The following is a 25487-nucleotide window of genomic DNA, read 5'->3' as shown; positions in this document are numbered from 1 at the left end:
TAACGTCATGTCGGTGACGACGCGGCCCGCGCCGCGCACCGCGTTGCTGTTGCGGGGGCGCGGCTGCTAAACATGCCTAGCATGCTCGAACCCATCCTGATCCTCGTCGACGCCGATGCCTGTCCCGTAAAAGACGAGGTTTTTCGGGTCGCCGCAAGATACGCGGTCAAGACCGTCGTCGTTTCCAACGCCTATATGATGCTGCCGAAGGACGCGAACATCGAGCGCGTGATCGTCGATCAGGGCCTCGACGTTGCCGATGATTGGATCGCGGAGCGGCCCGCCCCGGGCGTGATCGTGGTGACGAACGACGTGCCACTCGCCCATCGCGCCGTGACAGCAAAGGCCGAGGCCATCGCGCCGAACGGCAAAGCCTTCACCGACGCGTCCATCGGCATGACGCTGGCCATGCGCGATCTGATGACCGATTTGCGCTCGGCGGGCGAGATCACCGGCGGCCCGCGCCCGTTCTCGAAGGCCGACCGTTCGGCCTTCCTCCAGGCGCTCGATGCGGCAATCGTGCGTCTGAAGCGCACCGGTCACCCCACGGATTAAGGGTCACCCGACGGATCGGCCTGGGCCGTGATGCGCGCCGCAGAGAGGGATGACGCCCACGCGATCGTGCCGGGGGGCTTTGAGTGATGTCGTAGACAGACGCGCCCGCGCCGCACACCTTGTCGATGATGCGCCCCAAGTCGATGCCGGCGGCAAGCGCTATCTCTCGACCCCGCTGTTCGAAAACATCGAAGAGGTCATGACCGAGGACGAACGCGCCCTCATGAAGTCCACGCCCGGCTATCAGATGGCGCAGTGGTGAGGGGATTAGCAAACGGACATCGTACTCAACATCGTCGAATCAGCTGATCGCCAACACCGCGCACATGTTCTTCACCCTACTGGAAACGGCGGAAGCGCCAGCGGCCGAACTGCCGCTACGCAATCTCCTTGGTGCATTTCACAGTTTGAATTTTCCCTATTTCCTCAATCACGCTCACCTTGAAGTGATTTTGCAATTCCGCAACGCCATCGGTGCCTTTTCGCACATCAATAATAAGAACTCCGTCATCGCTCAATATCTTAGCAACACTATCAATATAGGTGCTGACAGGATAATGAAATCCCCAAGATATAGTAGATAAAACGAGATCAATACTTTTTTCTTCGAGGGGAATTTCGCCATTGCTAGGCGCTTCGATAAGTTTAACTATCGACGGGTCAACACCATTAATCGTCAACGTCTCTTTCGCGAGGTCAAGTGAGTTGTAGAAGGCCCCCTTCTGCTCAAACATGTACCAGATTTGGCTTTCCATATCCGTTTTGTCCAGCAAAAAGATGTCGCGAATATTTAATCTTTCGAATAAGAACAAATCTAGGGCCGCTATTCCACAACCAATATCAAGAACAGATGATACAGAATTTGGTATAAACTCAACTATGCTGTCAGCTTTATTCTTCATTATACTGAAATACTGTTCATCGATATTATGACCGTCCTGCTCGGCGACACTCCTCACAAAATCTCTATAGTTATCTTTCATGAAGCCGAGGCGGAGAAGTTTTATTTTTAGCCATCCTGCATTCCACTTTGGAAGCAATTCTGTTCGTTGGTACAAAACATATTCACGTGCAGAATCTGGCAATTTGTACGTCATGTCTTCTTCCTACCTTGAGCCAAGGAACGCTTGAGCATGCCCGCAATAAATCAAAGCACTTTGCACAAATGTTTAACTGCTTGGAGAAAGTGGCGCGAAGCTAAAAACTTACGCTAAATCAAGGTTATAAATATCTACTCCCACTCGATCGTGCCGGGGGGCTTGGAGGTGATGTCGTAGACCACGCGGTTGATGCCGCGCACCTCGTTGATGATGCGCGTGGCGGTGCGGCCGAGAAAATCGTGGGAGAAGTCGAAATAGTCCGCCGTCATCCCATCGGTGGAGGTGACGGCGCGCAGCGCGCAGACGAAGTCGTAGGTGCGCGCATCGCCCATGACGCCCACGGTGCGCACGGGCAGCAGCACGGCGAAGGCCTGCCAGATCGTGTCGTAGAGGCCCGCGTTGCGGATCTCTTCGAGGTAAATCGCGTCGGCGGCGCGCAAAATCTCCAGCTTCTCATGCGTGATCTCGCCGGGAATGCGGATGGCGAGCCCCGGCCCCGGAAAGGGATGGCGCCCCACGAAGGTCTCGGGCAGGCCGAGCTCGCGGCCGAGCGCCCTCACCTCGTCCTTGAACAGCATGCGCAAGGGCTCGACCAGTTTCAGTTTCATGGTCTCAGGGAGTCCGCCCACATTGTGGTGCGACTTGATGGTGACGGAAGGTCCCCCCGTCGCCGAGACGCTTTCGATCACGTCCGGATAGAGCGTGCCTTGGGCAAGGAACTGCGCGTCTTCGAGCTTCTCGGATTCCTCCTCGAACACCTCGACGAACAGCCGCCCGATGATCTTGCGTTTGGCTTCCGGGTCGGAGATGCCGTCGAGCGCGCGCAAGAACCGGTCCGACGCATCCACATGGACGAGCGGAATGTTGTAGTGCCCGCGGAACAGCTCGACGACCTGTTTGCCCTCGTCTTTGCGCAACAGGCCGTGGTCCACGAAGATGCAGGTGAGCTGATCGCCGATGGCCTCGTGGATGAGCAGCGCAGCCACGGACGAATCCACGCCGCCCGATAGGCCGCACACGACGCGGCCCGTGCCCACCTGTTCGCGCAGGCGCTGCACCTCGGCCTCGCGGAACTGGGCCATGCTCCATGTCCCGGAGCAGCCGCCTATTCTTCGCACGAAGGTCTCGATGATCGCGGCCCCCTTGGGCGTGTGCACCACCTCGGGGTGGAACTGCACGCCGTAGAGCTTGCGCGCGTCGTCGGCGATGGCGGCGAAGGGCGCGCCGGTGGAGACGCCCACCGCTCGAAAACCGGGCGGCAGCTTGGTCACCCGGTCCCCATGGCTCATCCAGACTTGCGCGCGCTCGCCCGTTTCGAACACGCCGTCGAACAGCGCCGTGTCACCGACGACCTCGAGCTCGGCGCGCCCGAACTCGCGCTCGTGCCCCGCTTCCACCTGGCCGCCCAGCGCCGCCACCATGGCCTGCTCGCCATAGCAAATGCCGAGCACGGGCACGCCGGCGGTGAAGAGCGTATCCGGCGCGCGGGGCGTGCCGCTTTCGTGCACGGATGCCGGCCCGCCCGACAGGATGATGGCTTTGGGCTTTGCCGCGGCCAGCGCCTCTTCCGCCTTGTCGAAGGGGACGATCTCCGAATAGACGCCGGCTTCGCGCACGCGCCGGGCGATGAGCTGGGTCACCTGGCTGCCGAAGTCGACGATCAGCACCCGGTCCGGGGCGGCGTCGATAGCGGTCTCGTCGTTGGTCTTTTGATCCATCTGCGCCGTGTTCGGTTCCGCCGTTTGGGCGTGTTGGTTTGGGCCTTGCGATCTGGGCCTCTTTGGCCGCTCGTTATAGCAGGAGTCTCATCGAGAACAGGGGTTTCAGGCGGCCCTTTCCGAGTTTTCCGCTCGGAAAGGCGTCGCTTTGCTCCTATCAAGGGAACGCGAGTCGCCCTCAAGGAGAATTGCCGCATGGACGAGAACGAGCAGCGGGCCATCGAGGAGCGGCTCAAGGACAGACTAGCCTCCTATCACGAAGCGGCCCTGCTCTTCACGGCGGTCACGGCGGGCCTGCCCGATCTGTTGAAAGCCGAGCCCCGCACGCCGGAGGTGCTGGCCGCCGACTTAGGTCTGAAGCCCGAACCCTTGCGCCGATTCCTACGCGGCCTCGCCGCCATGGGGCTTTGCGAGGAACGGGAGGACGGGCGCTTTGTCCTCACGCCCGCCGCCAACGCGCTCACCTTTGGCAATCCCTCGAACCTGAGCGAGAAATCCTTCGTCACCGTGGGCCAGTACTGGATGCCGTGGATGTCGATGATGTATTCCTTACGCACCGGCGAACCCTCGCTCCCCTTCGCGCTCAACAAATCCGTCGCCGATTGGCGCGGGGCGAGATCCGAGGAAGGCCGCTTCTTCTTCCGCTACGTGGCCAAGGAGGACCTCGCCAATCCGGGCGGGATCGCCGAAGCCCTGGGCGCGGTGCCGGACGGCGCCGTCGTCGCCAGCCTCTATGGCGGCTATGGCGCCTGGCTGGCACCTGTCCTGAACGGCAACCCCTCCCTGAACGCCATCGTCTACGACGCCCCGCCGGTGCTGGACGATGCCATGCGGCTCTTCGATGCCCTGGAGCTCGCCGACCGGGTCCAGTTCCTCCCCGGCGATATCCTCGAGGAGGTCCCCGTCGAAGCGGATGTCTATGTCCTCAAGAGCGTGCTCCAGCAGCGTGACGACGACGCAGCCGCGACGATCCTGAGGAACTGCCGCGCCGCCATGGCTCCAACCGCGCGGCTCATCGTCCATGAGCGGCTGATGGCGGCGGAGCCCCTCGACGACCCGGACGCGATCATGCTGGACCTGCATATGCTGGCGATCACGGGCGGCAAGGCGCGCACCCGGATGGAGATGGAAACCTTGCTCGCGAACGCCGGGTTCGAGATCACCGGAGACCGCACGACAGCAGACGGCATGACGGCCATCGAGGCGCGGCGCCTTGATTCGGAAACGCAAGGCTAGCGGCCAACCGATTCAAAGGACTCGCGAAACCCGCGTCGCGGATCAGGCCCGGCGTTCGAGACTCGCGACGAAGAATCCGTCCGTGCCGTGGCTGCGCGGCGTCATCAGCAGCGTCTCGTCGGACCCGTCCGCGGACGGCGGCGCCTCTGCATCGATCGCGGCGTCCCAGGCCTCGCGCCAGGGCTTCACGGCGAAGTCCGGGTGCCGGGAGAGGAACCCGTCGACCTGCTCCCGGTTCTCGGGCGGCAGCACCGAGCAGGTGATGTAGGTGAGGCTGCCGCCCGGCTTCACGAGCGCCGCGCCGGCATCGAGCACCGCCGCCTGGTCCGCCACGCGCGCGGCCAGCATGTCCGGGCTCAAACGCCATTTGGCGTCCGGACGCCGCCGCCAGGTTCCCGACCCCGTACAGGGGGCATCGATGACCACGCGATCCATCCGGTCCCGGAGCGGCTTGAGCCCGTCCTCTTGCCCGGCCTCCAGCACCTGGACGTTTCGCGCGCCCGCGCGCCGCAGCCGCTCGAAAATCGGACGCAGGCGCACGCGGTTGGCGTCATAGGCGTAGAGCTGACCGGTGTTCTCCATCGCAGCCGCCAGCGCCAAGGTCTTACCGCCCGCGCCGGCGCAAAGGTCGATGACCTGCTGCCGAGGGCCCGCCCCCGACATGAGCGCGGCGATCTGAGAGCCCTCGTCCTGCACCTCGATCCAGCCCTTCCCATGGGCGGCGTCCGCCTCCACGTTCGGCGTGCGGGCGGGGCCCTGCCGGGGGGCGATGCGCAGGCCCGGCGCCGCGTAGGCCGGTGGGCTGGGGTTCGAACGCGCGAGTGCTTTCAAGACCTTGTCGCGCTTTGCTTTGAGCGTGTTCACCCGCAGATCGACCGGTGCGCGGAGCGACAGCGCCGCGCCCTCCTCGGCCGCCGCCGCGCCGAAGATGCCCGCGAACGCCGCCTCCAGCCATTGCGGGTAATCGCCCCGAACCCAGGATGGGGCGTCCGGCGGGAGCACCCGCGTCAGTCCCGCCTGCTCGGCATCGCTCAACGGCTCGGGGGCGAACCGGCTTCCGTCGCAAAGCGTGCCCATGCTCTCGGGGGTCATGCCCCAGGCGCTCACGAGCGCCCGCAGCACCAGTGCGCGCGGGCTGTCGTCCTCCATGGCGAAAGCAGACGAGGCGCGCTGCCGCAGACAATCGTAGACGAGGCTGCCGATCGCCGCCCGATCGCCCGATCCCGCGAAGCGGTGGCCAAGCCCCCAATCCTTCAGCGCCTCGGCGGCCGGCCGCTTGCGCGCCGCCAGATCCGTCAACACCTCGATAGCCGCGCTGGCCCGCCCTGCCGGTGTCATTACAGCGTCTGGAACACGATGATCCGGCCGCCCACGAGGATCCACATCAGCGCCAGCGCGATCGCGCCCAGCAGAAACATGGGCGTGCGATGCGCGAGCTTGTTGCTCGTCACGTGGATGGCGGTATGGCCGATCCGGGAGAGCGTGAACATCCACATCAGCACGTAGACGGTCGTATCGAGGGTCTTGGTCATGAAGCCGAGTAGCACGACGACGTAGAACAGCGTGGGCATCTCCATGGCGTTGTGAAAGGCGTTGCTCACCTGCTGCACATAAGGCGGCCAGTCCGCCTGGCGCGTGGCGGCGGCCTCGAGTTGGACCTCGCCTTTCCGGACGGCCCGGAGCCTCAGAATGATCATCCAGAACAGCAGGGCAAAGGTCAGCGCGACCTGCAGAAACATAGGCAGTAGGATGGCTCCGAACGACATGCGGTATCCTTTGTGGGGTGCGATGCGCGGCAGCATCGGCATTGCGCGCGCTTTGCGCCTTTATACTCCGCGGCGCCTAACCTTGTAGAGACGACGTTCGTCCAACGTCTCGAATTTCCGCCCCGACCCCGATCCATACCAGAATGTCCTCGAAACATGGAGGGATGTTCAATTGACGGGACAGCTCCGCCCCTTTTAAACCTACGCAAAACAGCAAAGTTCAAAGCGTTCCTAAGGAGGATTTCCATGCGCATCCGCGCTTTTCGTAATTTTTCGGCAAGCGCCGCGTTGTCCGTGAGCGCCGCGCTCTCGGCCGGGCTGCTGGCCACGGCCCTCATCGCGGCCCCTGTCGCGAGCCCTGCCGCCGCGATGGACGACGCGGCCTCTGACCCCTGCTTCGACGGAAAGTTGAGCATCAAGGAGGTGCTGGACGCCTGTCAGGCCTTCATCGACAACGGCAACGACGACAAGAAGCTCCTCATCCGCGCCCACAGCGTGCGGGCCATGGGCTTGTCGGCCACCGGCGATATCGACGCCGCCATGGTCGAGATCAACGCCGCGGTCGATATCGATCCGAAGCGCGCCAACAGCTACTTCATGCGCGCGGCCGCCTACGATGCCAAGAAGGACTACGACAAGGCGGTTGCCGACCTGGATACGGCCATCGAATTGAAGGACGACGACGCGGACTATTACCTCCTGCGCGGTCTCGTCTACAGCCACAAGAATGAGTACGACGCCGCGCTCGACGACCTGAACAAGAAAGTCGCGTTGGATCCGAAAGCGATCAACGGCTACGCGAGCCGCGGGGAGCTTTATCGGAAGCGCAAGGAGTACGACAATTCGGTTGCCGACTACACCAAGGTCATCGAGCTCGATCCGGAGACTGCGAAGGGCTATGTCGACCGCGGCTGGGTCTATGTCTTGCAGGACGACCTCGACAAGGCCGGTCCCGATTTCGATACGGCGCTGAAGATTCAGGGCAACAACGCATTGGCCCTGGTCGGCCGCGGCGTCGTGAAAAGCCGCTCCGGGGATCCCACCGACGGCAGTGCCGACCTCCGAATGGCTGAGAAGCTCGAGCCGGGCATTTTCGAACAGGTCCGCGCGCTCGGCGTCAAATAGCGCGTAACGGAGCGGTCTGGACAGGTCCGCAACGTCTCCCGACACCGATTGATTGAGATATACGAATCGTATATGGTTCGTATATTCATCGGTTATGGGAGACGTCCATGGGCATTGTGAAGATCGACGACGCCTGCACGAGGAAATCCGCCGGGCCAGCACGGTCATGTGCCGGTCCATCAATGCGCAGGCCGAATTCTGGATGAAGATCGGCATGCTTGCCGAGGCCAATCCGGCCCTGTCCTTCAACGACATCATGAAGATGCAGTTCGAGGCGGCGCAAGTGCGTCCCGCGGAGGTCGCAGCCGCCTGACATGGTGAAGACGCCGGACGAAGTGGCGCTCATGCGCGTCTCGGGGAGGTTGCTGGCGTCCGTGTTCGAGATGCTGGACCGGCTCGACCTCGCCGGCATGTCGACGTTACAGGTCAACGATCTAGTCGAGACCTTCATCACCGTGGACCTTGCCGCCCGGCCGGCGAGCAAGGGGCAATACGGTTTCAAACATGTCCTGAACTGCTCGATCAATCATGTGGTCTGCCACGGCGTACCCGACTCAAGCGAGATCATCCGCGACGGCGACATCGTCAATCTCGACATCACACTCGAAAAGAACGGCTTCATCGCGGATTCGAGCAAGACCTACCTGGTCGGCAATGCATCGCCTGCGGCGCGGCGGCTCGTACGCGTTGCGCAAGGGGCGATGTGGCAAGGCATTGGCCAGGTCCGGCCTGGCGCCTATCTCGGAGACATCGGCTTCGCGATCGAACGGCATGCCAAACGGAGCGGCTACTCGGTCGTGCGCGAATATTGCGGGCACGGCATTGGACGGGCCATGCACGAGGAACCGCAAGTGCTGAATTTCGGACGGCCGGGAACGGGCCTGAGGCTGCGCGAGGGCATGGTCTTCACCATCGAGCCAATGGTGAATCAAGGGACCCGCAAGGTGGCGACCGGAAGCGACGGATGGATGGTCGTGACCGGCGACCGGAAGCTCTCCGCACAATTCGAGCATACGGTCGCTGTCACGAAGACCGGCTTCGAGGTGCTGACCTTGCGCCGCGACGAAACGCCGATGCTCAAGCGTGGCTTCTGACGGAAGCCTAGTTCTCGCGCGGATAGTTGGGCGATTCCCGCGTGATCGTCACGTCATGGACGTGGCTTTCGCGGAAGCTCGCCGTCGAGATGCGGATGAACTGGGTCCGCGCCTGGAAGTCCGCGATCGTGCGCGAGCCCGTATAGCCCATGGAGGCGCGCAAAGCCCCGATGAGCTGGTGCAACACGCTGCCGGCCGGCCCTTTGTAAGGCACCTGCCCCTCGATGCCCTCGGGCACCAGCTTCAGCGTGTCCTTGATCTCCTGCTGGAAATAGCGGTCAGCAGAGCCGCGGGCCATGGCGCTGATCGAGCCCATGCCGCGATAGGACTTGTAGGATCGCCCCTGGTAGAGGAACACCTCGCCCGGGCTTTCGTCGGTCCCCGCCAGCAGCGAGCCGAGCATGACGCAGTCGGCGCCGGCGGCCAGCGCCTTGGCGAGATCGCCCGAATAACGGATGCCGCCGTCGGAGATCACCGGCACGCCGGCCTTGTTGGCCTCCTCGACCGATTCCAGCAGGGCGCTGAATTGCGGCACGCCTACGCCCGCGACAATGCGGGTGGTGCAGATCGAACCCGGACCGATGCCGACCTTGATCGCATCCGGCCCCGCATCGATCAGCGCCTTGGTGCCTTCGGCCGTTGCGACGTTACCCGCCACGACCTGCACCGCATTCGACCTGCGCTTGATGCGGCCAACCTGATCCAGGACGAGCCGCGAATGGCCATGGGCCGTGTCCACCACGATGAGGTCGACGCCCGCATCGATCAACTGCTCGGCGCGCTCGAAGCCGGAATCCCCCACGCTGGTCGCGGCCGCCACGCGCAAGCGTCCCTGATCGTCCTTGCAGGCGTTCGGGTGCGCGCGGGCCTTCTCGATGTCCTTCACCGTGATCAGGCCGATGCAGCGATGCTCGTCGTCGACAACGAGCAATTTCTCGATGCGATGCTGGTGGAGAAGCCGCTTCGCCTCCTCCATATCCACGTTGTCCGTCACCGTGACCAGATCCTTGGTCATCAGCTCGGACACGGGCTGGGCCTCATTGGTGGCAAAGCGCACGTCGCGGTTGGTGACGATACCGACGAGACGTCCCGATCCGGGCTCGACCACGGGGATGCCGGAGATGCTGTAGTGCGCCATCAGGTTCAGGGCATCCGCCAGGCGCGCCTCGGGGTTGGTCGTGACGGGATTGACCACCATGCCGGATTCGAACTTCTTCACCTGCGCGACCTCGGCGGCCTGCAGCTCGGCGTCCATGTTGCGGTGAATGACGCCGATACCCCCTGCCTGGGCCATGGCGATGGCGAGCCGGGATTCGGTGACCGTGTCCATCGCGGAGGAGAGGATCGGAATGTTCACCGAAATGGATTTCGTGACTTTCGAGGAGACCTGCACCTCGTTCGGGAGCACGTCCGATGGACCCGGACGGATCAGCACGTCATCGAATGTCAGCGCCATGGCGCTGTCGGGAAAACGGGAATTTTCGTGAGAAGACTGCCCGTCGGGCATAGGCCAACCTCTTATGAATGTGAAATGCCCGCGCCGGCGGAGTAGCCGAACGCGGGGCCGGTTGACGGCGTTCCATATCAGCTTGCCCGCTCCTTGGAAAGCCATGGCGCGGCGTTACCCTCAGACTTCATATCGCCCTGAGCGCCTTCCGCAGCAGTGGCACCGCAAGTTCCACAAAGCTTTGCACTTTTGCCTGCGGCAGGCGGTCCTCCCGGTGGACCAGACTGACCGGGATCGGCTCCGGCTCGTACGCCTCCAGGATGCGGCGCATCGACCCGTCCTTGAGGGCCTCCTGCGCCTGATAGGACAGGACGCGCACGATCCCGAGCCCGGCCTTCGCGGCGTCGATGGCTGCCTCTGCGGTATTGACGATCAGGCGCGGGCGAACCGGAACGTTCTGGGCCCGCCGTTTCTCGTGTCCCGCATGACCCTTCTCCCGCGTGGCGGCGCCGGGAAACCCCCACCGGTCGGGCTGCGAGAACGAGGTGAAGGTAATGCAGGAGTGCTCAAGAAGTGCCCTTGGCTCGGGCGGCACACCGGCAGTCTCCAGATAGGCGGGGCTCGCACAGCAGATCAGCCGGACCGTGCCCAGCGTAGTGGCGCGCATGGCCGAATCCGGGAGATGGCCGATGCGGATGCCGAGATCGAGGCCCTCCTCCACGAGATTGACCACCCGGTTCACCAGCAGCATCCGCACGCTCACTTGCGGGTATGCGTCCAGATAGGCGTTCACCACGGGCCGCACATGCAACCGGCCGAAGAGACTGGGTGCGGTCAGCGCAAGCTGCCCATGCGGTTCCGCCTTCTCGCCCGCCAAATGACGCTCGGCCATGTCGAGATCGTCGAGCACCCGGCGGCAGGTTTCCAAATAGGTCCGGCCGGGTTCGGTCAAGGCCAGGCGCCGCGTGGTCCGGGTCAGAAGACGCGTCTTGAGCGCCTCTTCCAAGGCTTTGAGGTGTCGGCTGACCGTCGTCAGCGGCATGCCGAGCCGTTCGCCCGCGGCCGACAGCGAGCCCGCATCGGCGATGGCCGCAAAGACCCGAATGGCGGCGAGGCGGTCCATCTATTCTTCCAATATTTGGAAAGATATCTCCATCAATTGACCCATACCGCAATCAATTGGAATAAGCCATATGGAGGGCGACACAGGCAGGAGGCACGGAGGAACCGCCCAATGACCGCTCGCACGCTGCACGACATGGAACTCTCGGGGAATTGCTACAAAGTCCGGCTCTTTTGCGCCCTGCTCGGACTCGATCTCGAGATCGCGCCCGTCGATCTGATGGCCGGCGCCCACAAGGAGAGTCCGTTCATCGACCTGAACCCGTTCGGCCAGGTTCCGGTGCTCGAGGACGACGGCAACGTCCTGCGGGATTCGCAGGCGATCCTCGTCTATCTCGCCCGCAAATATGGGGGCGAGTCCTGGCTCCCCACCGACCCGGCCGGCATGGCGAGCGTCGTCAATTGGCTGATGGTGGCGGAGAACGAGATTGCGCGCGGACCCGGCGACGCCCGCCTCCACGACAAGTTCGGGTTCCCCATCGACGTGGAGAACGCGCGCGAAAAGGCGGCACGCATCCTGGGCCTGATTGAAACCCAGCTCACCGACAACGAATGGCTGGCGTTGGACCGCCCGACCATCGCCGACATTGCCTGCATGCCCTATGTGGCGCTCGGCCATGAAGGCGGCGTCACGCTGGAGGCCTACCCCGCGATCCGCGCCTGGGTCGGCCGGATCAAGGCTCTTCCCGGCTTCATCTCCATGCCCGCGCTCTAGGTCCGGTCAAGGGCACCACCATGGCCTCCTGGATGGACATCGCCTTCACGCCTTCGGTCAGGGCCGCGCAGACCCGCCGGGGCTCGCGCGATGCCTATGCGCGCAAGGCGGTCAAAGGCACCGCGCGAACCGCGATCGACGCGGGGTTTGCGGCGTTCGTCGGGACCGCGCGGTCGTTCTATCTGGCGACGGCCAGCAGCAACGGCCAGCCCTACATCCAGCATCGCGGGGGGCCTCCGGGCTTCCTGCACGTCCTCGACCAGCGAACGCTCGCCTTCGCCGATTTCGCGGGAAACCGTCAGTACATCTCGACCGGCAATCTGGACGAGAACCCGAAGGCGATGATCTTCATCATGGATTACCGCACGCGGCACCGGGTGAAGATCTGGGGCACCGCGCGCGTCATCGAAGACGACGCCGCGCTCACCCGAACGCTGATGCCCGAGCGCTATGCGGCGCGCGCGGAGGCGGCCATCGTCTTCTCTGTCGAGTCCTGGGACACCAACTGTCCGCAGCACATTCCGACGATGGTGTTCGCCGAGGACGTCGAGGCGCTTACCGATAGCCTCGCCGCGCTGGAAGCGGAGAACGCGCGGCTGCGCAACCAACTTGCCGAAGCTCCTGTTGCCACCCCCGATCGCCCTTGATCCGACCCTAGAAATGCAAAAATCATGGGTCACACTCCCAGCCTGGGTGTGCAGTGCGTGGTGGAGCGGCTCACGATGGCGACAACGATCGAGGCGGATTGGGTTCTCAAGACCATGGCGGCCATGGCGGCGGCCGACCAGCGGCTCGATGCCCGGGAGGTGGATCTCATCCAGCGCGTGTACGAGGAGCTGACGGGCCGGCCGGTGGATGTGAGCGGCGTCGTTTCCGCGGTGCAGATCTATGCGCGAAAAGACGTGATCGAGGAACTGTCCGAGGTTGCGGGCGGCCTCACCCCGGACACCAAGGCCGCCATCATGGAAGGGGCCTACCGGACCCTCCTCGTCAACGGCCACATCTCGGACGCCGAACAGAACACGCTCGACCGCCTAGCGCTCGCACTCCGGCTTTCGCCGTCCGCGTTGGACGCGATCCTCGCCCGGACGAAAGAGGCCTAGTTTTTTTCAGTCTCCGAGCCCGGCCGGAGGAGCCAGCCGAACAGGAGCACGGCGGCGGCCGAACCCACGAGCTGCGCCACCAGAAAAGCCGGCACGTGGGCCGGTGCGATGCCGGAGAAGGTGTCGGTGACGGCACGGGCGATCGTCACGGCCGGGTTGGCGAAGGACGTGGACGAGGTGAACCAGTACGCGCTGGAAATATAGAGGCCAACCGCCGCCGGGATCGCGGCGACATTGAAGCGGACGCAGCCGAGAATCGTGCCGACAAGCCCGAACGTCGCGATGAACTCGCCGAGCCATTGTCCAAATCCGGTCCGGGCGTGCTGACTGATCTGGACCGGATCGAGACCGAACATCAGATGGGCCGCGACGGCCCCCAAACACCCCCCGGCGATTTGGACCACGACATAGGGCAGGACTTCCCCCGCCGGCAGCGACCCGCGCAAGAGCATCGCCATGCTCACGGCCGGGTTGAAATGCGCCCCCGACACCTGGATGAAGATCGTGATGATCACGAACAGGACCGCGCCCGTCGCCACGGTATTGCAGAGCAGGGCCAGCGCGACGTTCCCGCCCGCGAGGGTCTCCGCCATGATGCCCGACCCGACGACCGCCATCACGAGAAAGAACGTGCCTAAGGCCTCGGCGCCGAGCCGCCGCGTGAGATCGAACGTCATCATCCCCCCGGTTTGCCGCGCTAGCAGCAGCTGACTGATCCGTTCCCCGCGTTGTCCGTTTGCTCGAATGGCGACGGCGTTCCGCAGCCCGGGAAGATACCGAAATGTCTGGAAAAGTCACCGACGAAGTCGAAATAAGGCGCAAAGCGCGTACCGGCAAGCATGCGCCAGACATTGCCGCACACCGGAAAGACCCGGCCGCGCTCGATCCTGTGGTGGTCGTCGAGGACGAACGTCTCCGGCTGTTCGGCGATGCCGCCGCGATAGATCACCGCCTGGCCGTAGTCCTCGCAAGCCGGCTCCAGATCGTCGAGTTTGAACAGGCGGTACGTGGCGGAGAAGAAGCGCGCATTGCCGAGCTTCTCTGCCATCTCCGGGTTCTCGATTTCGATGGGCTGGCTGCTGACAAGGCGCGGATCCAGGAAGCCGGCCTCCTTCGCCATGGGCAGGAAGTCGTTCCAGTAGAGCGCGCCGCCCAGGCACTCGCCATAGAGCAGCGGATCGGCACGCACGTCATCGGGGAGCCGCCGATCGCAATAGACGTCGGCGAAATAGAGTTCGCCGCCTTGGCGCAGGAGATTGTAGGCGCCGCGCAGCACCGCCGGCTTGTCCGTGCAGAGATTGATGACGCAGTTCGACACGATCACGTCGAAGCCGCCGGGTTCGAGATCGAGCGCGTCGAGCTTTTCCAGATAGCCTTCCAGAAAGCGCACGTTGGACTTGGCGTAGCCGAATTTCTGCGTATGCCAATCCTTGTGCGCTTCGGCGGTGGCGAGCTGCTCCGCGGTCATGTCGACGCCCGCGACCGATCCGTTCTCGCCGACGAGCTGCGACAGGATGTAGACGTCGCGCCCGGCACCCGAGCCCAGGTCCAGCACGTTGCAATCCTGGAGCGCGGTCGGGATGCACAGCCCGCAGCCGTAATAGCGCGCGACCACCTCCTCATGGACGTTGGCGATCAGGGACGCGAGATAGCCCGGCATCTCGGCGCCATCGCAACAGGCGCTGGTCTGCAGATCGCCCGAGCCTTTCAGAACCTTGCCGTAATAGTCCTTCACCACCTCGACATTCATGGCATCGCTCCGGAATCCCCTGCCCGTCCCATTCCAGGCCGGTCCAATGGTGGCACCCTATCAAGACTCGGACACGCGCGGCAGCACACGCGACTGCACAGTCGCGTGAACAGACCATGGAGAAAGTGCCGCCGTCCCCTCTGCAACACTAGGACTGAGCATCTGATTGCGACTGAACCGAGGTGTTTGGACGCTTGTCTATAGCCGCTAGGATTACCAAGTGTACGGGCTAGAGAGGTCGCCGACCGCTACGCCAAGAGAACGTATAATCGACCATGGTAATACCTGCTGACAATGACAAGGAAGGTTGGCAACCAAGCTTCATCGACATTGAGGCGCAGTTCACAGATTTTGTCGGGACATTCAGACAGGGGACCAAGGTCACAGACGTGGGCGTGCCAATTCCCGAAGGAGCACTCAACGCTGACTTCTACTTCCCTCAAGACCATGTCATTGCCGAACTCAAGTGTCTTGAGACTGATTCGGCAGATGCGACGTCCCAAGCCAAAAGAGTCGTCGCATGCTTCAAGCACTTTGGATACAGCGGCGATGCGCTCCTCGACTGCATCCTTCGAGGAAAACCCGTACCTGACCGCGTGGCTCGACGCTTGGCCTCGATCCGCGCACGATCAATCGTCGACGCCATCAAGAAGGCAAATAAGCAAATTGGCTCGACGAAGCAGATCCTGGATAAACAGAATGCCGAGGGCCTAGTGCTACTAGCCAACGATCGAAATCTTGGATTTGATCCGCGGCAGATGATGGCCATCATCTGCAAAGCATTCCCACAACTATCGCCTTGCCATACTGACTGCGTCGTCTACTTCACACCAAACGTCTATCATGACCGCGGGGACGGTATCGCGTACACACTCTGGACTCCGATATATAATGTAGGGAGCGAAGATTTCTCAGATTTCGTGAACGCGATTGGCGCTGCCTGGGGTGACTACGCCGAGGCCTTAGGTGACAGTTATCTCGTGCGTGAAACCGGTGGAGAGGAGCTATTTGCTCAGTATTCGGCCTCTGAGCCAATAGCGAAGTTCAAAAAGCCTTAGTGGGCGCCTCCCCGCGATAGCCTTTCGCGAGCACGTAGACTTCGGACGAATCCTGCCGGCTGGCCTTGGGCTTCACATGGGCGACCTTGGCGAAGTTCTTGCGCAGCCGGTTGAGCAGATCGCCGCTCGCCCCGCCCTGCAACACCTTGGCGAGATAGGCGCCGCCCGGCTTCAGCACGTCCTCGGCGATGTCGAGCGCGGCCTCGGCCAGGGCGATCACGCGCAGATGGTCCGTCTGGCGGTGCCCGGTGGACGACGCGGCCATGTCCGACAGCACCACGTCCACACGCGCGCTGCCGAGCGCGGCGCGGATCGTCTCGCCGGCCTCCGCGTCGGTCACGTCCAGCTGCATGAACGCCGCGCCCGGAACCGGCTCGATCTCGTTGAGATCGGCGGCGATGACGCGGCCTCTAGGGCCCTCCTTGCCGTCCTTGCCGCCGCTCGCTTCGCCTTCGCCCACGTCCGCCTTCACGCGCGCGACCGCCACCTGGCTCCAGCCGCCCGGCGCCGCGCCCAGATCGACCACCACGCCGCCCGGCTTCAGCAAATGGTGCTTGTCGTCCATTTCCAGAAGCTTGAAGGCCGCCCGGCTGCGATAGCCCTGGCGCTTGGCCTCCTCCACATAGGGGTCGTTCAACTGCCGCTGCAGCCAGCGCGTGGAGGCGAGCTTCCGCCCCTTCGCGGTCTTGACGCGCACCGTCAGACCGCGCCGGCCCGCACTGCCCCTCGGACCGCTTTTCCCGCCTCTTGCCATATCGCCCGTCTTATCGCCGCTGTTTCGGTCTACCGGACCGTCTCGCCCAATCGCCGCACACCCGTGACCCGCGCGCACTTGACCGGAAGAGGCCGGGAGCGCATGTCGTGCTCACCACTCTTTTAGCACCTGCCTCATGCCCCGCTACTTCATTACCCTGATCGTCGCGGTCGCCCTGTTCATGGAGACCATGGACTCGACCATCATCGCCACGTCGCTGCCCGCGATCGCGGCCGATCTGGGTGAAGACCCCATCGCGCTGAAGCTGGCGCTGACATCCTACCTGCTGTCGCTGGCGGTCTTTATACCAATCAGCGGCTGGATGGCCGACCGCTTCGGTGCCAGAACCGTGTTCCGTGCCGCCATTGTCGTCTTCACGCTGGGCTCGGCCGCCTGCGGTTTCGCCACCTCGCTCCTGGACTTCATCCTGTTCCGCATCGTGCAAGGCATGGGCGGGGCCATGATGGTGCCGGTCGGGCGGCTGGTGATCCTGCGCTCCGTCCCGAAGGCAGAGCTGATCTCGGCGCTGGCCTGGCTCACCGTGCCCGCGCTGATGGGGCCGGTCATCGGTCCGCCGCTCGGCGGGTTCATCACCACGGTGTTTTCCTGGCGCTGGATCTTCTGGATCAACATTCCGGTCGGGATTCTCGGCGTCTATCTCGCCACCCGCTTCATCGAGAACTTCCGCGAGGACACCGTCCCGCCGCTCGACCTCAAGGGCTTCTTCCTGTCCGGCATCGGGCTCGCGGGCCTCGCCTTCGGCTTCACCATTATCGGCCAGCCTCTGTTTCCGCCCTGGGTCGTGGCCGGGCTCCTCGCGGTGGGCGCCGCGTCTTGTGCGCTCTACGTGCGTCATGCCTTCGCTATTCCCGCCCCCCTGCTCGACCTGCGCCTGCTGAAGATCGATACGTTCTTCGCCAATATCGCCGGCGGGTTCCTGTTCCGGATCGGCGTCGGCGCGACGCCCTTCCTGTTGCCGCTCTATTTCCAACTCGGATTCGGCATGACCCCGCTGCAATCGGGGCTGCTCACCTTCTCCATCGCCGTCGGCGCCGTGGCGATGAAGACCACAGCGGCCCCGATCCTCCGGCGGTTCGGATACAGGCCCGTACTCATATGGAACGCGCTCATCACGGCCGGCTTCATCGCCGTCTGCGCCCTGTTCACGGCCGCGACCCCGCACGCGCTGATCCTGGCCACACTCCTCGTGGGAGGCTTCTTCCGCTCGCTCGAATTCACCGCGATCAACACGATCGCCTATGCGGATATCGGCGAGCACGAGATGAGCAAGGCGACGAGCTTCGCCAGCGTCTCGCAGCAGCTCTCCATGTCGGCAGGCGTTGCGGTCGGCGCGCTGGTGCTCGAACTCCAGCGTATGGGCCGCGCCGGTCACGAGGTTCTGGCGAGCGATTTCCACCTCGCCTTCCTGATCGTCGGCGCCTTCGCCGCGAGTTCGGCGCTGATCTTCCTGCGCTTGCCGAAAGACGCGGGGTCAAGCCTCTCCCGAAAAGCCCACGCCTTGGGCGAGCCGGAGCGACAGCGCGATCTGGTGCCCGAGGACTAGAGCGGCGATCGGCGACGTCCCCGCCGTTTCGGACGACCGACTCCGTCGCGCGGCGGACATCCGAAGGCCGCTCAGCCTTCGAAAGCCGACCGCTTGCCGTTGGGCGACGTGTCGTTCGCAGGATTGCCGGCCGAGGCCCTGCCGCCGCCCCGCCCTCTCCGGCGCCGGCGGCGCGGGGTCTTTCGGTCGTGCCCATCCTCGGCCATGAGGGTCGTGAGAATCCCTTCGCGCAAGCCCCTGTCGGCCACGCGCAGGCGCTGACACGGCCAGGTCCTGAGCAACGCCTCGAGAATGGCACACCCGGCCAATACGAGATCGGCGCGCTCCTGTCCGATACAGGGCTGGGCGATACGCTCGGCATAGCTCATGCCGATGAGGCTGCTCGAGACCCGGCGTACATCGGTGGATTTGAGCCAACAGCCGTCGACCCGCGCGCGATCGTAACGGGACAGCCCCAGATGGATGCCGGAAATGGTCGTGACCGTCCCGGAGGTGCCGAGGAAATGCGCCCGCTCGGGCGCCACCCGTTCGCCGAACCGGTATTGGGATTCGAAGCCGTCCAGCGCGATCGCCACGTCCTCGACCATGGCCTCGTAGTTCTCGATCGTGACGTCGCGCCCGCCGTGGCGCTCGGCGAGGTTCACGACACCGAGCGGCAAGGACGTCCACGCCGCGATGGCATCCTGAATGCTGGCGCGGCTCTGGAGCGAACGCTTCCAGTCCGTGCCGATCCGACGGAGATCGAGCCAGATCAGTTCCGAGCTCCCGCCGCCAATGTCGAACACCAGCGCCCAATCGCAGGTACTGTCCAGCAGAGAGGCGCAGCCCGAGACCGCAAGCTTGGCCTCGGTCTCGCGGCCGACGATCTCCAGCACGAGGCCCGTTTCATTCTCGACGCGGTCGATAAAGGACGCACCATTGGTGGCGATCCGGCAGGCCTCGGTGGCGATCAGGCGCGAACGGGCGACGCCGCGGCGGCGCATCTTGTCCGCGCAGACTCGAAGCGCCGCAATGGTTCGCTTCTGAGCGCTTTCGGAGAGCTGGCCCGTCGCCTGGACGCCCTCGCCCAGCCGAATGATCCTGGAAAACGCATCGACCACCACGAAGCCGCGCCGCGACGGCTTGGCCACGAGCAAACGGCAATTGTTGGTTCCAAGGTCGAGCGCGCCGTAAACGGTCTGACTCACGCGTGACGGTGCACCCGCGTCGCGCACGGCTTTGCCCAAATCGCTGGCTGCCCCGGCAGGGCTCGCAGCCGGAAGGCCCGCATCAACGGACATCCCTGGCGCCGCGGTGCTCATGGCGCCGCACTCGCCGGCATCGCTCCGCATGGCAGTGGCGCAAGGCAGCGCGCCGGCGTCACGCGGAAGATCGGGACCACGCGCCGGCTCCTCGCGGCGCGGATTCCCGGCAGCCGTGCGGGAATTTCCGCTCGGCCCAGTCACAATGTTCAACCTTTCGAGCCCTTCGTCGGGCGCTTTCTCGCCCGCTCCGAAGGCTGCGGTGTTGGTCCTATGTGACTAATCTAGCAACCTGTTCGGGCAGGTAAACCCCAGGCAGCCACGCCGGACAGACAGGGCCGGCCGCCGGTGCGTGCCCGTTCGGGGTTATCGCGGTCCAGGCGTCCCGGAATCACCTCGAGCCGGCGACGGTCTTGATATCGGCTTCGGTCTGCCACCGCCCGGGATGCACCGGCTCGCCCCAATGCTCCGGCAACTGCCCAAGATACGCGCTGCGGGGAATTTCCCGGAAGCCCGCGTGTGCCGTGGCAGGCGTCAGCCATTTGTTGTCCACAAGGACGAAGCCCCATTTCGCCAGATGCCAGGCAAGGACCGCGAAGCCGATTTTCGACGCGTTGGACTCCCGATAGAACTGGGACTCGATCACGAACACCCGGCCCACCGCCACGCCATAGCCGCCGCCGACCAGCTCGCCGTCCCTGTTCCAAACCTCGAAGGAATGGACATGGCCTTCGTCGAACAGCCTCCCATAGGCGGCCATGATGTATGGCGTGATCCAGGTGAGATTGAGCCAGCGCCTGCGCGGGGCGGCGCAGCCCACGATCACACCCTCGAAATCGGTGTCGAAGGTCACGCGGTAACAGCCCTGCCGCATGAGGCCGCGCAGCCGGCTCGAGATGTGAAAGTCGGCGGGCCGCACCACCGCCCGGGTCGGCGGGCAGACCCATTTCAGCGGACGGATATGCCCGTGTGGAAAGAGCCCGCGCGCATATGCGTCCATGAGCGTTGCCGGCGAAAGATCCGTGATGAGACCGGCGATCTCCGCATCCGGCGCGAGAGCGGCCGTATCAGGCAGCGCACGGCTTGGATTGAGGAGATGGGCAAAGGTCACCCGCGCGACCGGCAGAAGCATCGCGATCCGCTTCGGACGCAACGCCCAGGCGGTGCCGACAAACCAGCGCCGGACAACGGCCAAGGGTGTTTCCCGGAAGAGCGCGGCACGCCGCTCCGCGTTCGGACCCTTCGCGGGCGCCTTGCGGGGAGACACCGATTGCGCCTCCAAACTCGCCGGTTGCTCGATCAAACCCATGTCCCTCGCGGCCGTCCCTGGACGCTCATGCCTAAGACAACCTTAACAGGGGATATCCATCGCACCTGCTCCGCATACGGAACAGCGTTAATCGTACCGGTCAGCCGGCGTGACGTCTGGCCTGACGACGGCGGTCCCAAAGCCGTTCGGTGAGCACGGCGTCGACACGCGTTGCCGCGGGGATCTCATCCACTTCCCGACCGAACGCCTCGTACTCACGCGGGCCTCTTCCGGGCCGCGGCCCTGATGCAGCGTGTTGCGAAACTCGAGCAGCCGGCGCCATCCGCGGGAATCGCCGCCTCTCTCCGGTGCCGGCACGCCCGCCAAGAGCAGGTGCCGCATCACCGTCTGCGCCGCCCGCTCCTCGCCTTGCCCGTCCTTCACGAGAAGGTCGATCAAGACGGCGGACCGGGCAAGAAGGGTCTGACTTGGCGCGGCCCTGCGCCGGCGATCGCGCTGGCGGCCGTCCAAACCCGGCGCCGGCTCCGGTGCGCCGGCCGAAACGGACGCGGGCGCGGCCGTCGACGCGCCGATCAGCGCTTCGAGCTCGGCGAGCGGCTTCAGATCGTCGGCCGGTACGCCATCCGCCGCGAGCTCGGCCATCACCGCCTGCAGGCATTTCAGTCCGAGAACCGATTTGTCGGCGGCACTGTCCTCATAGACCTGCCGGAGCGCGCGAAGCGCCGCAGAAATCCGGTTGGCGGATGGTGAAATCTGGCTCATACGCGGCAGGATAGGCCCAGTTTCTGGACAATGTGTTACCGGGAGCCCTATTTCGGCACCCTGGATAGCCTGTCACGGCGCGAACATCGCCTGTCGCGAACATCACCTGTGGAGCCGGGTTTGCCGCGCGGACGGACTTATCACACAGTTGGTCTTGCCAAGCGGGCGCCCCAGCGACTAGAAGAAACGCCCAAATCCGTGCTTCGGATCAGGAGGCGGCCGAACACGGCCTGCACCCACCACGGCTGGTGGGAGATCGTCTAATGGTAGGACAGCGGACTCTGACTCCGTCAATCTAGGTTCGAATCCTAGTCTCCCAGCCACCTGATTTCATTTCTCCAATCTATTTGTTCGTGCAACCCGTGCGCGCCTTTCGTGAACACCTTCACCATGACTAGTGAAGTGTCTGTTCCGGAACGCCGCCGTATCGTAGAGTAACGCCCAGGATTCAGGAGAAAAACGCCATGGTGAATATTCAAAGCATCACGAATACTCTGGTTAACCTTACACGCCCATCCATGGTGTCGCAGGGCCTGTTCAAGATCTATCAAAAGGGACTCAAGATCGTCAGCACCGACACGAAGCCCATGGCGAACGAATGGGCGGCGTCGAACGTGGAGAGCGACGAGGCCTTTGCCCGTGCCCTTGACAGCGACCTTTGGAACCAGGCGACGGCCTATGACGCGGAGGCCACCGCAACCGCCGATGGAAAACTGCGCGCCCTTGCCGATCAAGGGATCACGCTTGGCGGCGGCGGTCACCATGCCCTGCTCTACTTCCTGGTCCGCTACTACCAGCCGCAGGTCGCTTTCGAGACGGGTGTCGCCTCAGGCTTTTCAAGCCGGGCGATCCTGACGGCGATGCACCACAACAACGGTGGACACTTGTGGTCGAGTGAACTGCCCTATTTCCGCCTGCCGAACCCGGAGCGTTTTTCCGGCCACCTCGTGGAGCCGGAGCTGCGCACGCGGTGGACGATGCTTCTAAAGGGCGACCGGAAGAATGTGCCGGAGATCCTCGGTCAGGTGAATCGCATAGACCTCTTCCACTACGACAGCGACAAGACCTATGAGGCCAGAGAGCGCGTGCTGCGACAGGCGCAAGGCAAGTTTGCCCCGGACGTCGTGATCGTGTTCGACGACATTCAGGACAATTTCCATTTCCGGGACTACATCGCACGCGAAGGGCTTGCCGACCGCGCCCGCGTCTTTGGACATGACGGCAAATATGTCGGCGTGGTCTTGCCAAGGGCTTGATGGCTTGAACAGTCGGGCCGGCCCTTGGAGGAAGGGCAGCGTCTTTTCGTGCGGGACTCTCTGATCGACGTGATCGACCCGAACGCGCGCGGTCGGATCGACCGCCGCCGGAACGATCGATTCCTGCAAACGGCCCGTCGTGCTCGTGCGCTGCGCAGAACACGCGCGCGCGCAAGACTCACAGCAACGGCACGCTGTAGTTCACGATCGTCCGGAACTGGGTCAGGTCCTCGCTCGGCAGGGCGTCGTCGTAGACGGTCCAGTCGATATATTCCACTTCGACCCGCAGGCCCTGCAGAGGCCCACGGGGCGGCGCGTAGACGAACCGGAGATCCAACTCCTCCTGGTTCGCAAAATCTCCGTTTGTGACGGGATCGTTGCGGCCCCAGCCCTGGCCCCAGGCGGCCCTGAACTTGACGCCCTCCAGCCCGAGTTTTGCGAAATCGTAGGTCAGGGACACGAGATAGGCCTCGACGCCGGCCTGCTGGAAGCTGGTCACCATCGTCGCCGTGTAGGACGGACTGAACCCGAACGGCTTCTGAATGCTCGCCTCCTCGCCGACCTTCGACACGGAGCCCTCGAACACGAAGCCTTGATAGCTGGCGGCGAGGCGCGCGGACGCCTGATGGTCTCGTAGGGCGCGCCCGCGATCAGCTCCGCGCCAACCGTGCGCTGATCCTGGATATTGGCGCCGATGCGCAGCTGCGGACCGTCGTCGCCGGCTGTCCCAAACGGCAGCAGGTAGTCGATCTCGCCATAGGCCGTGTTGAGCGTGTCCTTGATCCAGTAATTGGAGGCGCCGATGTTGAAGCCGTTCCGGTGGTAGCTCGCACCGGTGATGAGAACGCCTTCGTCCTGCGACACTCCAAGCCCATGGCTCAAGGGCTCGAAGCCGGCCTGCTCGCGTGGCTTGTAGCGTGAGAGATAGGCGCCGATATAGTCGATCGTCTCGTCTGGCCCCTGGTGCTCGGGCACCAGCACGACGCCTTCGTACGTGATCGGAATCATCCGCGAATCGTAGGGGTTGATATAGGGCGTCCGCACGAGCTGGCGTCCCACCGTGACCTGCTGGCCGGCAAACAGCAGGCGCCCGCTGAGCTGGCCAAGCGTCGTGATCTGATCGCCGTCCCACGTCAGGTTCAGCGACTGCCCTGCGTCCGCATTCGCATAGAGCGGCTGGGTCGTATACAGAACGCTCCGCAATTGAAAGAAGTCGGCGAGATAGCCGGACTCGAAGGACAGCGAGCCGCCGGTCGTGAAGGCCTTCGGCTCGTCGTAGCCGAAATCGTCCTCGTCGAACCAATAGGTCCGGCTGTCGAGGCGCACGGCGGCGTCCCGGAAGAAGGCCGGCAGGTTCGACCAGCGCGTCTGCCGCGCAGCCTCGAGCCGGTCCTCGCGCCAATCGTCGATCGGCACAGGCCCCCGCAGATCGTCCCGCGGATGGAGCGGAACGGTGAACCCTTCGCGGATCGGGCTGAAGGCTTCGCTGGCCGACGAGGGGACTGGATAGTCGTGCGCGCCTTGCGCCCACGCCCGCGGCGGTTGGGCGAGGAGAAGAAGCGCCGACGCGGACAGGACGAGACCTGCAACGGCCCGGCCCGGAAGATGCCGTATCATTGGCTTGCCCGCTTCTGATTCTCGCCCATCACACCAGGCACTCTACCGTACGGTGCGCCTTCCGGGCCTCCATAAAGCCATCTTGAGAGGATGGTCTGCCACCCCCGTTCCGGTTCGAAAACTCCCGTTCGATCCCGCGCTTTGCTAGGGTAGCGCCATCGATTTCGCCAATGTCTCCAGAAGATTGCCGCATGCTCAAACAGACCCGCCGCCGCGCGCTCGGCCTTCTCATCGGCACCATCGCCGGCGCCCGCTTGTTCGCCTCGCCGCTGCCCGCCCTGGCGCAGGACGACGCGCCGGAAGATGACGCGCCGAAGGACGACGGGCCGGACGACGACGCGCCGGAGGACGACAGCCCGAACGAGGAGTCTCCGTCCGAGCCGGACTGCTACGATACCAAGGACTTCGGCCGGTGGACCGCGCAGGCGAGCGACATCAGCGCCGGCGTGATCCAGAACGAAGTCCCGGCCGTCGATCCGCGGACCTGCGATCTGTTGCTCAGCATCGAGGTCGGATCCGACTTCGCCGCGCGGATTTTTGTCGAAGGCAGCGCCGAAGGCACGCCCTTGCCGGACGCGCTCCTGCGCAACCCCGAGAGCCGGTTCATGGCCACAGCGTACGGCGGCGCGACCGCCGTGAACACGCCGCTCTGCGGCAACTGCACGGACATTTACGACAACACGGTCGGGATCGTGCTGCCGCTGGCAACGGCGCCCCTGCTCCGCGACGAGGACAGCATGGACCTTGTGCTGCACTTCGCCGGCGCTGACGACGAGTGCCGCTTCACCCTCGATTGCGCCACCATGCGGCAAGCCCTGGATTGGGCCACGGCGCGGCGGGACGCGCTCGCCACCGAGAGAGACAACAAACAGTGCGTTTCCGCCGAGAGCTGCTTCATCACGACCGCCTGCTGCGAGGTTCTCGGTCTCGGCGACGACTGTTTCGAGCTCAGGACCCTGCGCCGCTATCGCGATCAGGTTCTCGCCAAGCGCCCGGGAGGCGGCGCCGAAATCGCACGCTATTATGAGCTCGCGCCCGCTCTCCTGGCACGCCTCCGGGCCAACGCTACGGACCCCGACAGGGTCCTGCTCGGCATCTATGCCCGTTACGTCCTGCCTGCGGCGCTCGCGGCGCGCTTCGGCCTCGACAGGCTCGCCTACCGCCTCTACCGGCGGATGCTGACGGCCCTGTCGCACGCGTCTTGCGGGCCGTCCTTCAGGGCGTAGCCGCGCCC

Annotated in this window: 26 protein-coding genes, 1 tRNA gene and 1 pseudogene; 14 read left to right on the top strand and 14 right to left on the bottom strand. The window is 64.1% G+C overall.

Features of this window, described 5'->3' with window-relative positions; genetic code table 11:
- The first annotated feature begins 81 nt into the window (after positions 1–81).
- Positions 82–555: a YaiI/YqxD family protein gene (locus tag AUC68_RS12615; RefSeq protein WP_069437972.1), complete on the top strand. Its 474-nt coding sequence runs from the start codon at positions 82–84 to the stop codon at positions 553–555.
- A gap of 79 nt (positions 556–634) precedes the next feature.
- Entirely contained in the window at positions 635–817 is a 183-nt protein-coding gene (locus AUC68_RS12610; protein WP_069437971.1) for a hypothetical protein, read from the top strand.
- A 115-nt stretch (positions 818–932) separates the two neighbouring features.
- On the opposite strand, the gene AUC68_RS16535 is transcribed toward AUC68_RS12610, so the two are convergent.
- Both AUC68_RS16535 and guaA read right to left on the bottom strand, forming a co-directional pair.
- Complete coding sequence (locus AUC68_RS16535; protein WP_141701270.1) at positions 933–1652, bottom strand: class I SAM-dependent methyltransferase; 720 nt, start codon at positions 1650–1652, stop codon at positions 933–935.
- Between the two features lie 134 nt (positions 1653–1786).
- Entirely contained in the window at positions 1787–3373 is a 1587-nt protein-coding gene (gene guaA, locus AUC68_RS12600; protein ID WP_069437969.1) for a glutamine-hydrolyzing GMP synthase, read from the bottom strand.
- A gap of 195 nt (positions 3374–3568) precedes the next feature.
- Here guaA and AUC68_RS12595 point away from each other — a divergent pair, with 195 nt between their 5' ends.
- Positions 3569–4609: a methyltransferase gene (locus AUC68_RS12595; RefSeq protein ID WP_069437968.1), complete on the top strand. Its 1041-nt coding sequence runs from the start codon at positions 3569–3571 to the stop codon at positions 4607–4609.
- A 42-nt stretch (positions 4610–4651) separates the two neighbouring features.
- On the opposite strand, the gene AUC68_RS12590 is transcribed toward AUC68_RS12595, so the two are convergent.
- Together AUC68_RS12590 and AUC68_RS12585 are read right to left on the bottom strand one after the other, a co-directional pair.
- Entirely contained in the window at positions 4652–5947 is a 1296-nt protein-coding gene (locus AUC68_RS12590; protein WP_069437967.1) for an RsmB/NOP family class I SAM-dependent RNA methyltransferase, read from the bottom strand.
- Positions 5947–6375, bottom strand: coding sequence for an MAPEG family protein (locus AUC68_RS12585; protein ID WP_069438176.1), 429 nt, complete (start codon positions 6373–6375; stop codon positions 5947–5949). Before AUC68_RS12585 ends, AUC68_RS12590 begins: the two co-directional genes overlap by 1 nt.
- 246 nt (positions 6376–6621) lie before the next feature.
- Here AUC68_RS12585 and AUC68_RS12580 point away from each other — a divergent pair, with 246 nt between their 5' ends.
- The 3 genes and pseudogenes from AUC68_RS12580 (at position 6622) to map (ending at position 8594) form a co-directional block, all read left to right on the top strand.
- On the top strand, positions 6622–7500 hold the full coding sequence (locus AUC68_RS12580; RefSeq protein ID WP_069437966.1) for a tetratricopeptide repeat protein: 879 nt from the start codon (positions 6622–6624) through the stop codon (positions 7498–7500).
- A gap of 107 nt (positions 7501–7607) precedes the next feature.
- Positions 7608–7813 (top strand): annotated as a pseudogene (locus tag AUC68_RS12575) (ParD-like family protein).
- Between the two features lies 1 nt (position 7814).
- The gene (map, locus tag AUC68_RS12570) at positions 7815–8594 is read left to right on the top strand and encodes a type I methionyl aminopeptidase (protein WP_069437965.1); all 780 of its coding nucleotides are present in this window, start codon (positions 7815–7817) and stop codon (positions 8592–8594) included.
- Positions 8595–8601: 7 nt separating this feature from the next.
- Here the strand turns inward: map and guaB are convergent, their stop codons facing one another.
- Positions 8602–10050, bottom strand: coding sequence for an IMP dehydrogenase (gene guaB, locus AUC68_RS12565; RefSeq protein ID WP_069438175.1), 1449 nt, complete (start codon positions 10048–10050; stop codon positions 8602–8604).
- A 178-nt stretch (positions 10051–10228) separates the two neighbouring features.
- Entirely contained in the window at positions 10229–11164 is a 936-nt protein-coding gene (locus AUC68_RS12560; RefSeq protein ID WP_069437964.1) for a LysR family transcriptional regulator, read from the bottom strand.
- A gap of 111 nt (positions 11165–11275) precedes the next feature.
- Here AUC68_RS12560 and AUC68_RS12555 point away from each other — a divergent pair, with 111 nt between their 5' ends.
- The 3 genes from AUC68_RS12555 to AUC68_RS12545 are packed head-to-tail and all read left to right on the top strand — an operon-like array spanning position 11276 to position 12981.
- Positions 11276–11878, top strand: coding sequence for a glutathione S-transferase family protein (locus AUC68_RS12555; RefSeq protein WP_069437963.1), 603 nt, complete (start codon positions 11276–11278; stop codon positions 11876–11878).
- Between the two features lie 32 nt (positions 11879–11910).
- Positions 11911–12525, top strand: a complete 615-nt coding sequence (locus AUC68_RS12550; protein ID WP_244500517.1) for a pyridoxamine 5'-phosphate oxidase family protein — start codon at positions 11911–11913, stop codon at positions 12523–12525.
- Positions 12526–12549: 24 nt separating this feature from the next.
- Positions 12550–12981, top strand: a complete 432-nt coding sequence (locus AUC68_RS12545; RefSeq protein ID WP_083240717.1) for a TerB family tellurite resistance protein — start codon at positions 12550–12552, stop codon at positions 12979–12981.
- On the opposite strand, the gene AUC68_RS12540 is transcribed toward AUC68_RS12545, so the two are convergent.
- On the bottom strand, positions 12978–13661 hold the full coding sequence (locus tag AUC68_RS12540) for an MIP/aquaporin family protein (RefSeq protein WP_069437960.1): 684 nt from the start codon (positions 13659–13661) through the stop codon (positions 12978–12980). The two genes, AUC68_RS12545 and AUC68_RS12540, sit on opposite strands and share 4 nt — an antisense overlap.
- Before the next feature lie 17 nt (positions 13662–13678).
- A complete protein-coding gene (locus AUC68_RS12535) occupies positions 13679–14731 on the bottom strand; it encodes a methyltransferase domain-containing protein (protein WP_069437959.1) in 1053 nt (350 codons plus the stop codon).
- 275 nt (positions 14732–15006) lie between these two features.
- Between AUC68_RS12535 and AUC68_RS12530 the strand changes: the two genes are divergently transcribed.
- A complete protein-coding gene (locus tag AUC68_RS12530; RefSeq protein WP_069437958.1) occupies positions 15007–15789 on the top strand; it encodes a hypothetical protein in 783 nt (260 codons plus the stop codon).
- Here the strand turns inward: AUC68_RS12530 and AUC68_RS12525 are convergent.
- Positions 15776–16543, bottom strand: a complete 768-nt coding sequence (locus AUC68_RS12525; protein WP_069437957.1) for an RlmE family RNA methyltransferase — start codon at positions 16541–16543, stop codon at positions 15776–15778. The two genes, AUC68_RS12530 and AUC68_RS12525, sit on opposite strands and share 14 nt — an antisense overlap.
- 136 nt (positions 16544–16679) lie before the next feature.
- On the opposite strand from AUC68_RS12525, the gene AUC68_RS12520 reads away from it, so the two are divergent.
- Entirely contained in the window at positions 16680–18107 is a 1428-nt protein-coding gene (locus AUC68_RS12520) for a DHA2 family efflux MFS transporter permease subunit (RefSeq protein WP_069437956.1), read from the top strand.
- Between the two features lie 71 nt (positions 18108–18178).
- Here the strand turns inward: AUC68_RS12520 and AUC68_RS12515 are convergent, their stop codons facing one another.
- From AUC68_RS12515 to AUC68_RS12505, 3 genes are all read right to left on the bottom strand, one after another.
- The gene (locus tag AUC68_RS12515; RefSeq protein WP_342027483.1) at positions 18179–19294 is read right to left on the bottom strand and encodes a Ppx/GppA phosphatase family protein; all 1116 of its coding nucleotides are present in this window, start codon (positions 19292–19294) and stop codon (positions 18179–18181) included.
- 445 nt (positions 19295–19739) lie between these two features.
- A complete protein-coding gene (locus AUC68_RS12510; protein ID WP_158008310.1) occupies positions 19740–20651 on the bottom strand; it encodes a leucyl/phenylalanyl-tRNA--protein transferase in 912 nt (303 codons plus the stop codon).
- A gap of 93 nt (positions 20652–20744) precedes the next feature.
- Complete coding sequence (locus AUC68_RS12505) at positions 20745–21380, bottom strand: hypothetical protein (RefSeq protein WP_069437954.1); 636 nt, start codon at positions 21378–21380, stop codon at positions 20745–20747.
- Between the two features lie 249 nt (positions 21381–21629).
- Between AUC68_RS12505 and AUC68_RS12500 the strand changes: the two genes are divergently transcribed.
- Positions 21630–21703, top strand: a tRNA-Gln gene (locus tag AUC68_RS12500).
- A 141-nt stretch (positions 21704–21844) separates the two neighbouring features.
- Complete coding sequence (locus AUC68_RS12495) at positions 21845–22636, top strand: class I SAM-dependent methyltransferase (protein ID WP_083240715.1); 792 nt, start codon at positions 21845–21847, stop codon at positions 22634–22636.
- A gap of 178 nt (positions 22637–22814) precedes the next feature.
- Here AUC68_RS12495 and AUC68_RS18200 read toward each other — a convergent pair whose 3' ends face one another.
- Both AUC68_RS18200 and AUC68_RS12485 read right to left on the bottom strand, forming a co-directional pair.
- Positions 22815–23207, bottom strand: coding sequence for an OprD family outer membrane porin (locus AUC68_RS18200; RefSeq protein WP_280138556.1), 393 nt, complete (start codon positions 23205–23207; stop codon positions 22815–22817).
- Positions 23132–24253, bottom strand: a complete 1122-nt coding sequence (locus AUC68_RS12485; RefSeq protein ID WP_069437951.1) for an OprD family outer membrane porin — start codon at positions 24251–24253, stop codon at positions 23132–23134. The genes AUC68_RS18200 and AUC68_RS12485 overlap by 76 nt, the downstream gene beginning before the upstream one ends.
- A 191-nt stretch (positions 24254–24444) precedes the next feature.
- Between AUC68_RS12485 and AUC68_RS16840 the strand changes: the two genes are divergently transcribed.
- The gene (locus AUC68_RS16840; protein WP_069437950.1) at positions 24445–25479 is read left to right on the top strand and encodes a CFI-box-CTERM domain-containing protein; all 1035 of its coding nucleotides are present in this window, start codon (positions 24445–24447) and stop codon (positions 25477–25479) included.
- The last annotated feature ends 8 nt before the right edge of the window (positions 25480–25487 follow it).

The sequence above is a fragment of the Methyloceanibacter methanicus genome (assembly GCF_001723285.1).
GTDB classification, from domain to species: Bacteria; Pseudomonadota; Alphaproteobacteria; order Rhizobiales; family Methyloligellaceae; genus Methyloceanibacter; species Methyloceanibacter methanicus.
The sequence above is the reverse complement of the archived record's forward strand: the minus strand, read 5'-3'. Positions and strand labels throughout refer to the sequence as shown.

What these genes read in the sequence shown, in the direction of transcription:
- AUC68_RS12615 (WP_069437972.1), top strand. Translation starts at nt 82, where the DNA reads ATGCTCGAACCCATCCTGATCCTCGTCGACGCCGATGCCTGTCCCGTA.
- AUC68_RS16535 (WP_141701270.1), bottom strand. Translation starts at nt 1,652, where the DNA reads ATGACGTACAAATTGCCAGATTCTGCACGTGAATATGTTTTGTACCAA.
- guaA (WP_069437969.1), bottom strand. Translation starts at nt 3,373, where the DNA reads ATGGATCAAAAGACCAACGACGAGACCGCTATCGACGCCGCCCCGGAC.
- AUC68_RS12595 (WP_069437968.1), top strand. Translation starts at nt 3,569, where the DNA reads ATGGACGAGAACGAGCAGCGGGCCATCGAGGAGCGGCTCAAGGACAGA.
- AUC68_RS12590 (WP_069437967.1), bottom strand. Translation starts at nt 5,947, where the DNA reads ATGACACCGGCAGGGCGGGCCAGCGCGGCTATCGAGGTGTTGACGGAT.
- AUC68_RS12585 (WP_069438176.1), bottom strand. Translation starts at nt 6,375, where the DNA reads ATGTCGTTCGGAGCCATCCTACTGCCTATGTTTCTGCAGGTCGCGCTG.
- AUC68_RS12580 (WP_069437966.1), top strand. Translation starts at nt 6,622, where the DNA reads ATGCGCATCCGCGCTTTTCGTAATTTTTCGGCAAGCGCCGCGTTGTCC.
- map (WP_069437965.1), top strand. Translation starts at nt 7,815, where the DNA reads ATGGTGAAGACGCCGGACGAAGTGGCGCTCATGCGCGTCTCGGGGAGG.
- guaB (WP_069438175.1), bottom strand. Translation starts at nt 10,050, where the DNA reads ATGGCGCTGACATTCGATGACGTGCTGATCCGTCCGGGTCCATCGGAC.
- AUC68_RS12560 (WP_069437964.1), bottom strand. Translation starts at nt 11,164, where the DNA reads ATGGACCGCCTCGCCGCCATTCGGGTCTTTGCGGCCATCGCCGATGCG.
- AUC68_RS12555 (WP_069437963.1), top strand. Translation starts at nt 11,276, where the DNA reads ATGACCGCTCGCACGCTGCACGACATGGAACTCTCGGGGAATTGCTAC.
- AUC68_RS12550 (WP_244500517.1), top strand. Translation starts at nt 11,911, where the DNA reads ATGGACATCGCCTTCACGCCTTCGGTCAGGGCCGCGCAGACCCGCCGG.
- AUC68_RS12545 (WP_083240717.1), top strand. Translation starts at nt 12,550, where the DNA reads ATGGGTCACACTCCCAGCCTGGGTGTGCAGTGCGTGGTGGAGCGGCTC.
- AUC68_RS12540 (WP_069437960.1), bottom strand. Translation starts at nt 13,661, where the DNA reads ATGATGACGTTCGATCTCACGCGGCGGCTCGGCGCCGAGGCCTTAGGC.
- AUC68_RS12535 (WP_069437959.1), bottom strand. Translation starts at nt 14,731, where the DNA reads ATGAATGTCGAGGTGGTGAAGGACTATTACGGCAAGGTTCTGAAAGGC.
- AUC68_RS12530 (WP_069437958.1), top strand. Translation starts at nt 15,007, where the DNA reads ATGGTAATACCTGCTGACAATGACAAGGAAGGTTGGCAACCAAGCTTC.
- AUC68_RS12525 (WP_069437957.1), bottom strand. Translation starts at nt 16,543, where the DNA reads ATGGCAAGAGGCGGGAAAAGCGGTCCGAGGGGCAGTGCGGGCCGGCGC.
- AUC68_RS12520 (WP_069437956.1), top strand. Translation starts at nt 16,680, where the DNA reads ATGCCCCGCTACTTCATTACCCTGATCGTCGCGGTCGCCCTGTTCATG.
- AUC68_RS12505 (WP_069437954.1), bottom strand. Translation starts at nt 21,380, where the DNA reads ATGAGCCAGATTTCACCATCCGCCAACCGGATTTCTGCGGCGCTTCGC.
- AUC68_RS12495 (WP_083240715.1), top strand. Translation starts at nt 21,845, where the DNA reads ATGGTGAATATTCAAAGCATCACGAATACTCTGGTTAACCTTACACGC.
- AUC68_RS12485 (WP_069437951.1), bottom strand. Translation starts at nt 24,253, where the DNA reads ATGATACGGCATCTTCCGGGCCGGGCCGTTGCAGGTCTCGTCCTGTCC.
- AUC68_RS16840 (WP_069437950.1), top strand. Translation starts at nt 24,445, where the DNA reads ATGCTCAAACAGACCCGCCGCCGCGCGCTCGGCCTTCTCATCGGCACC.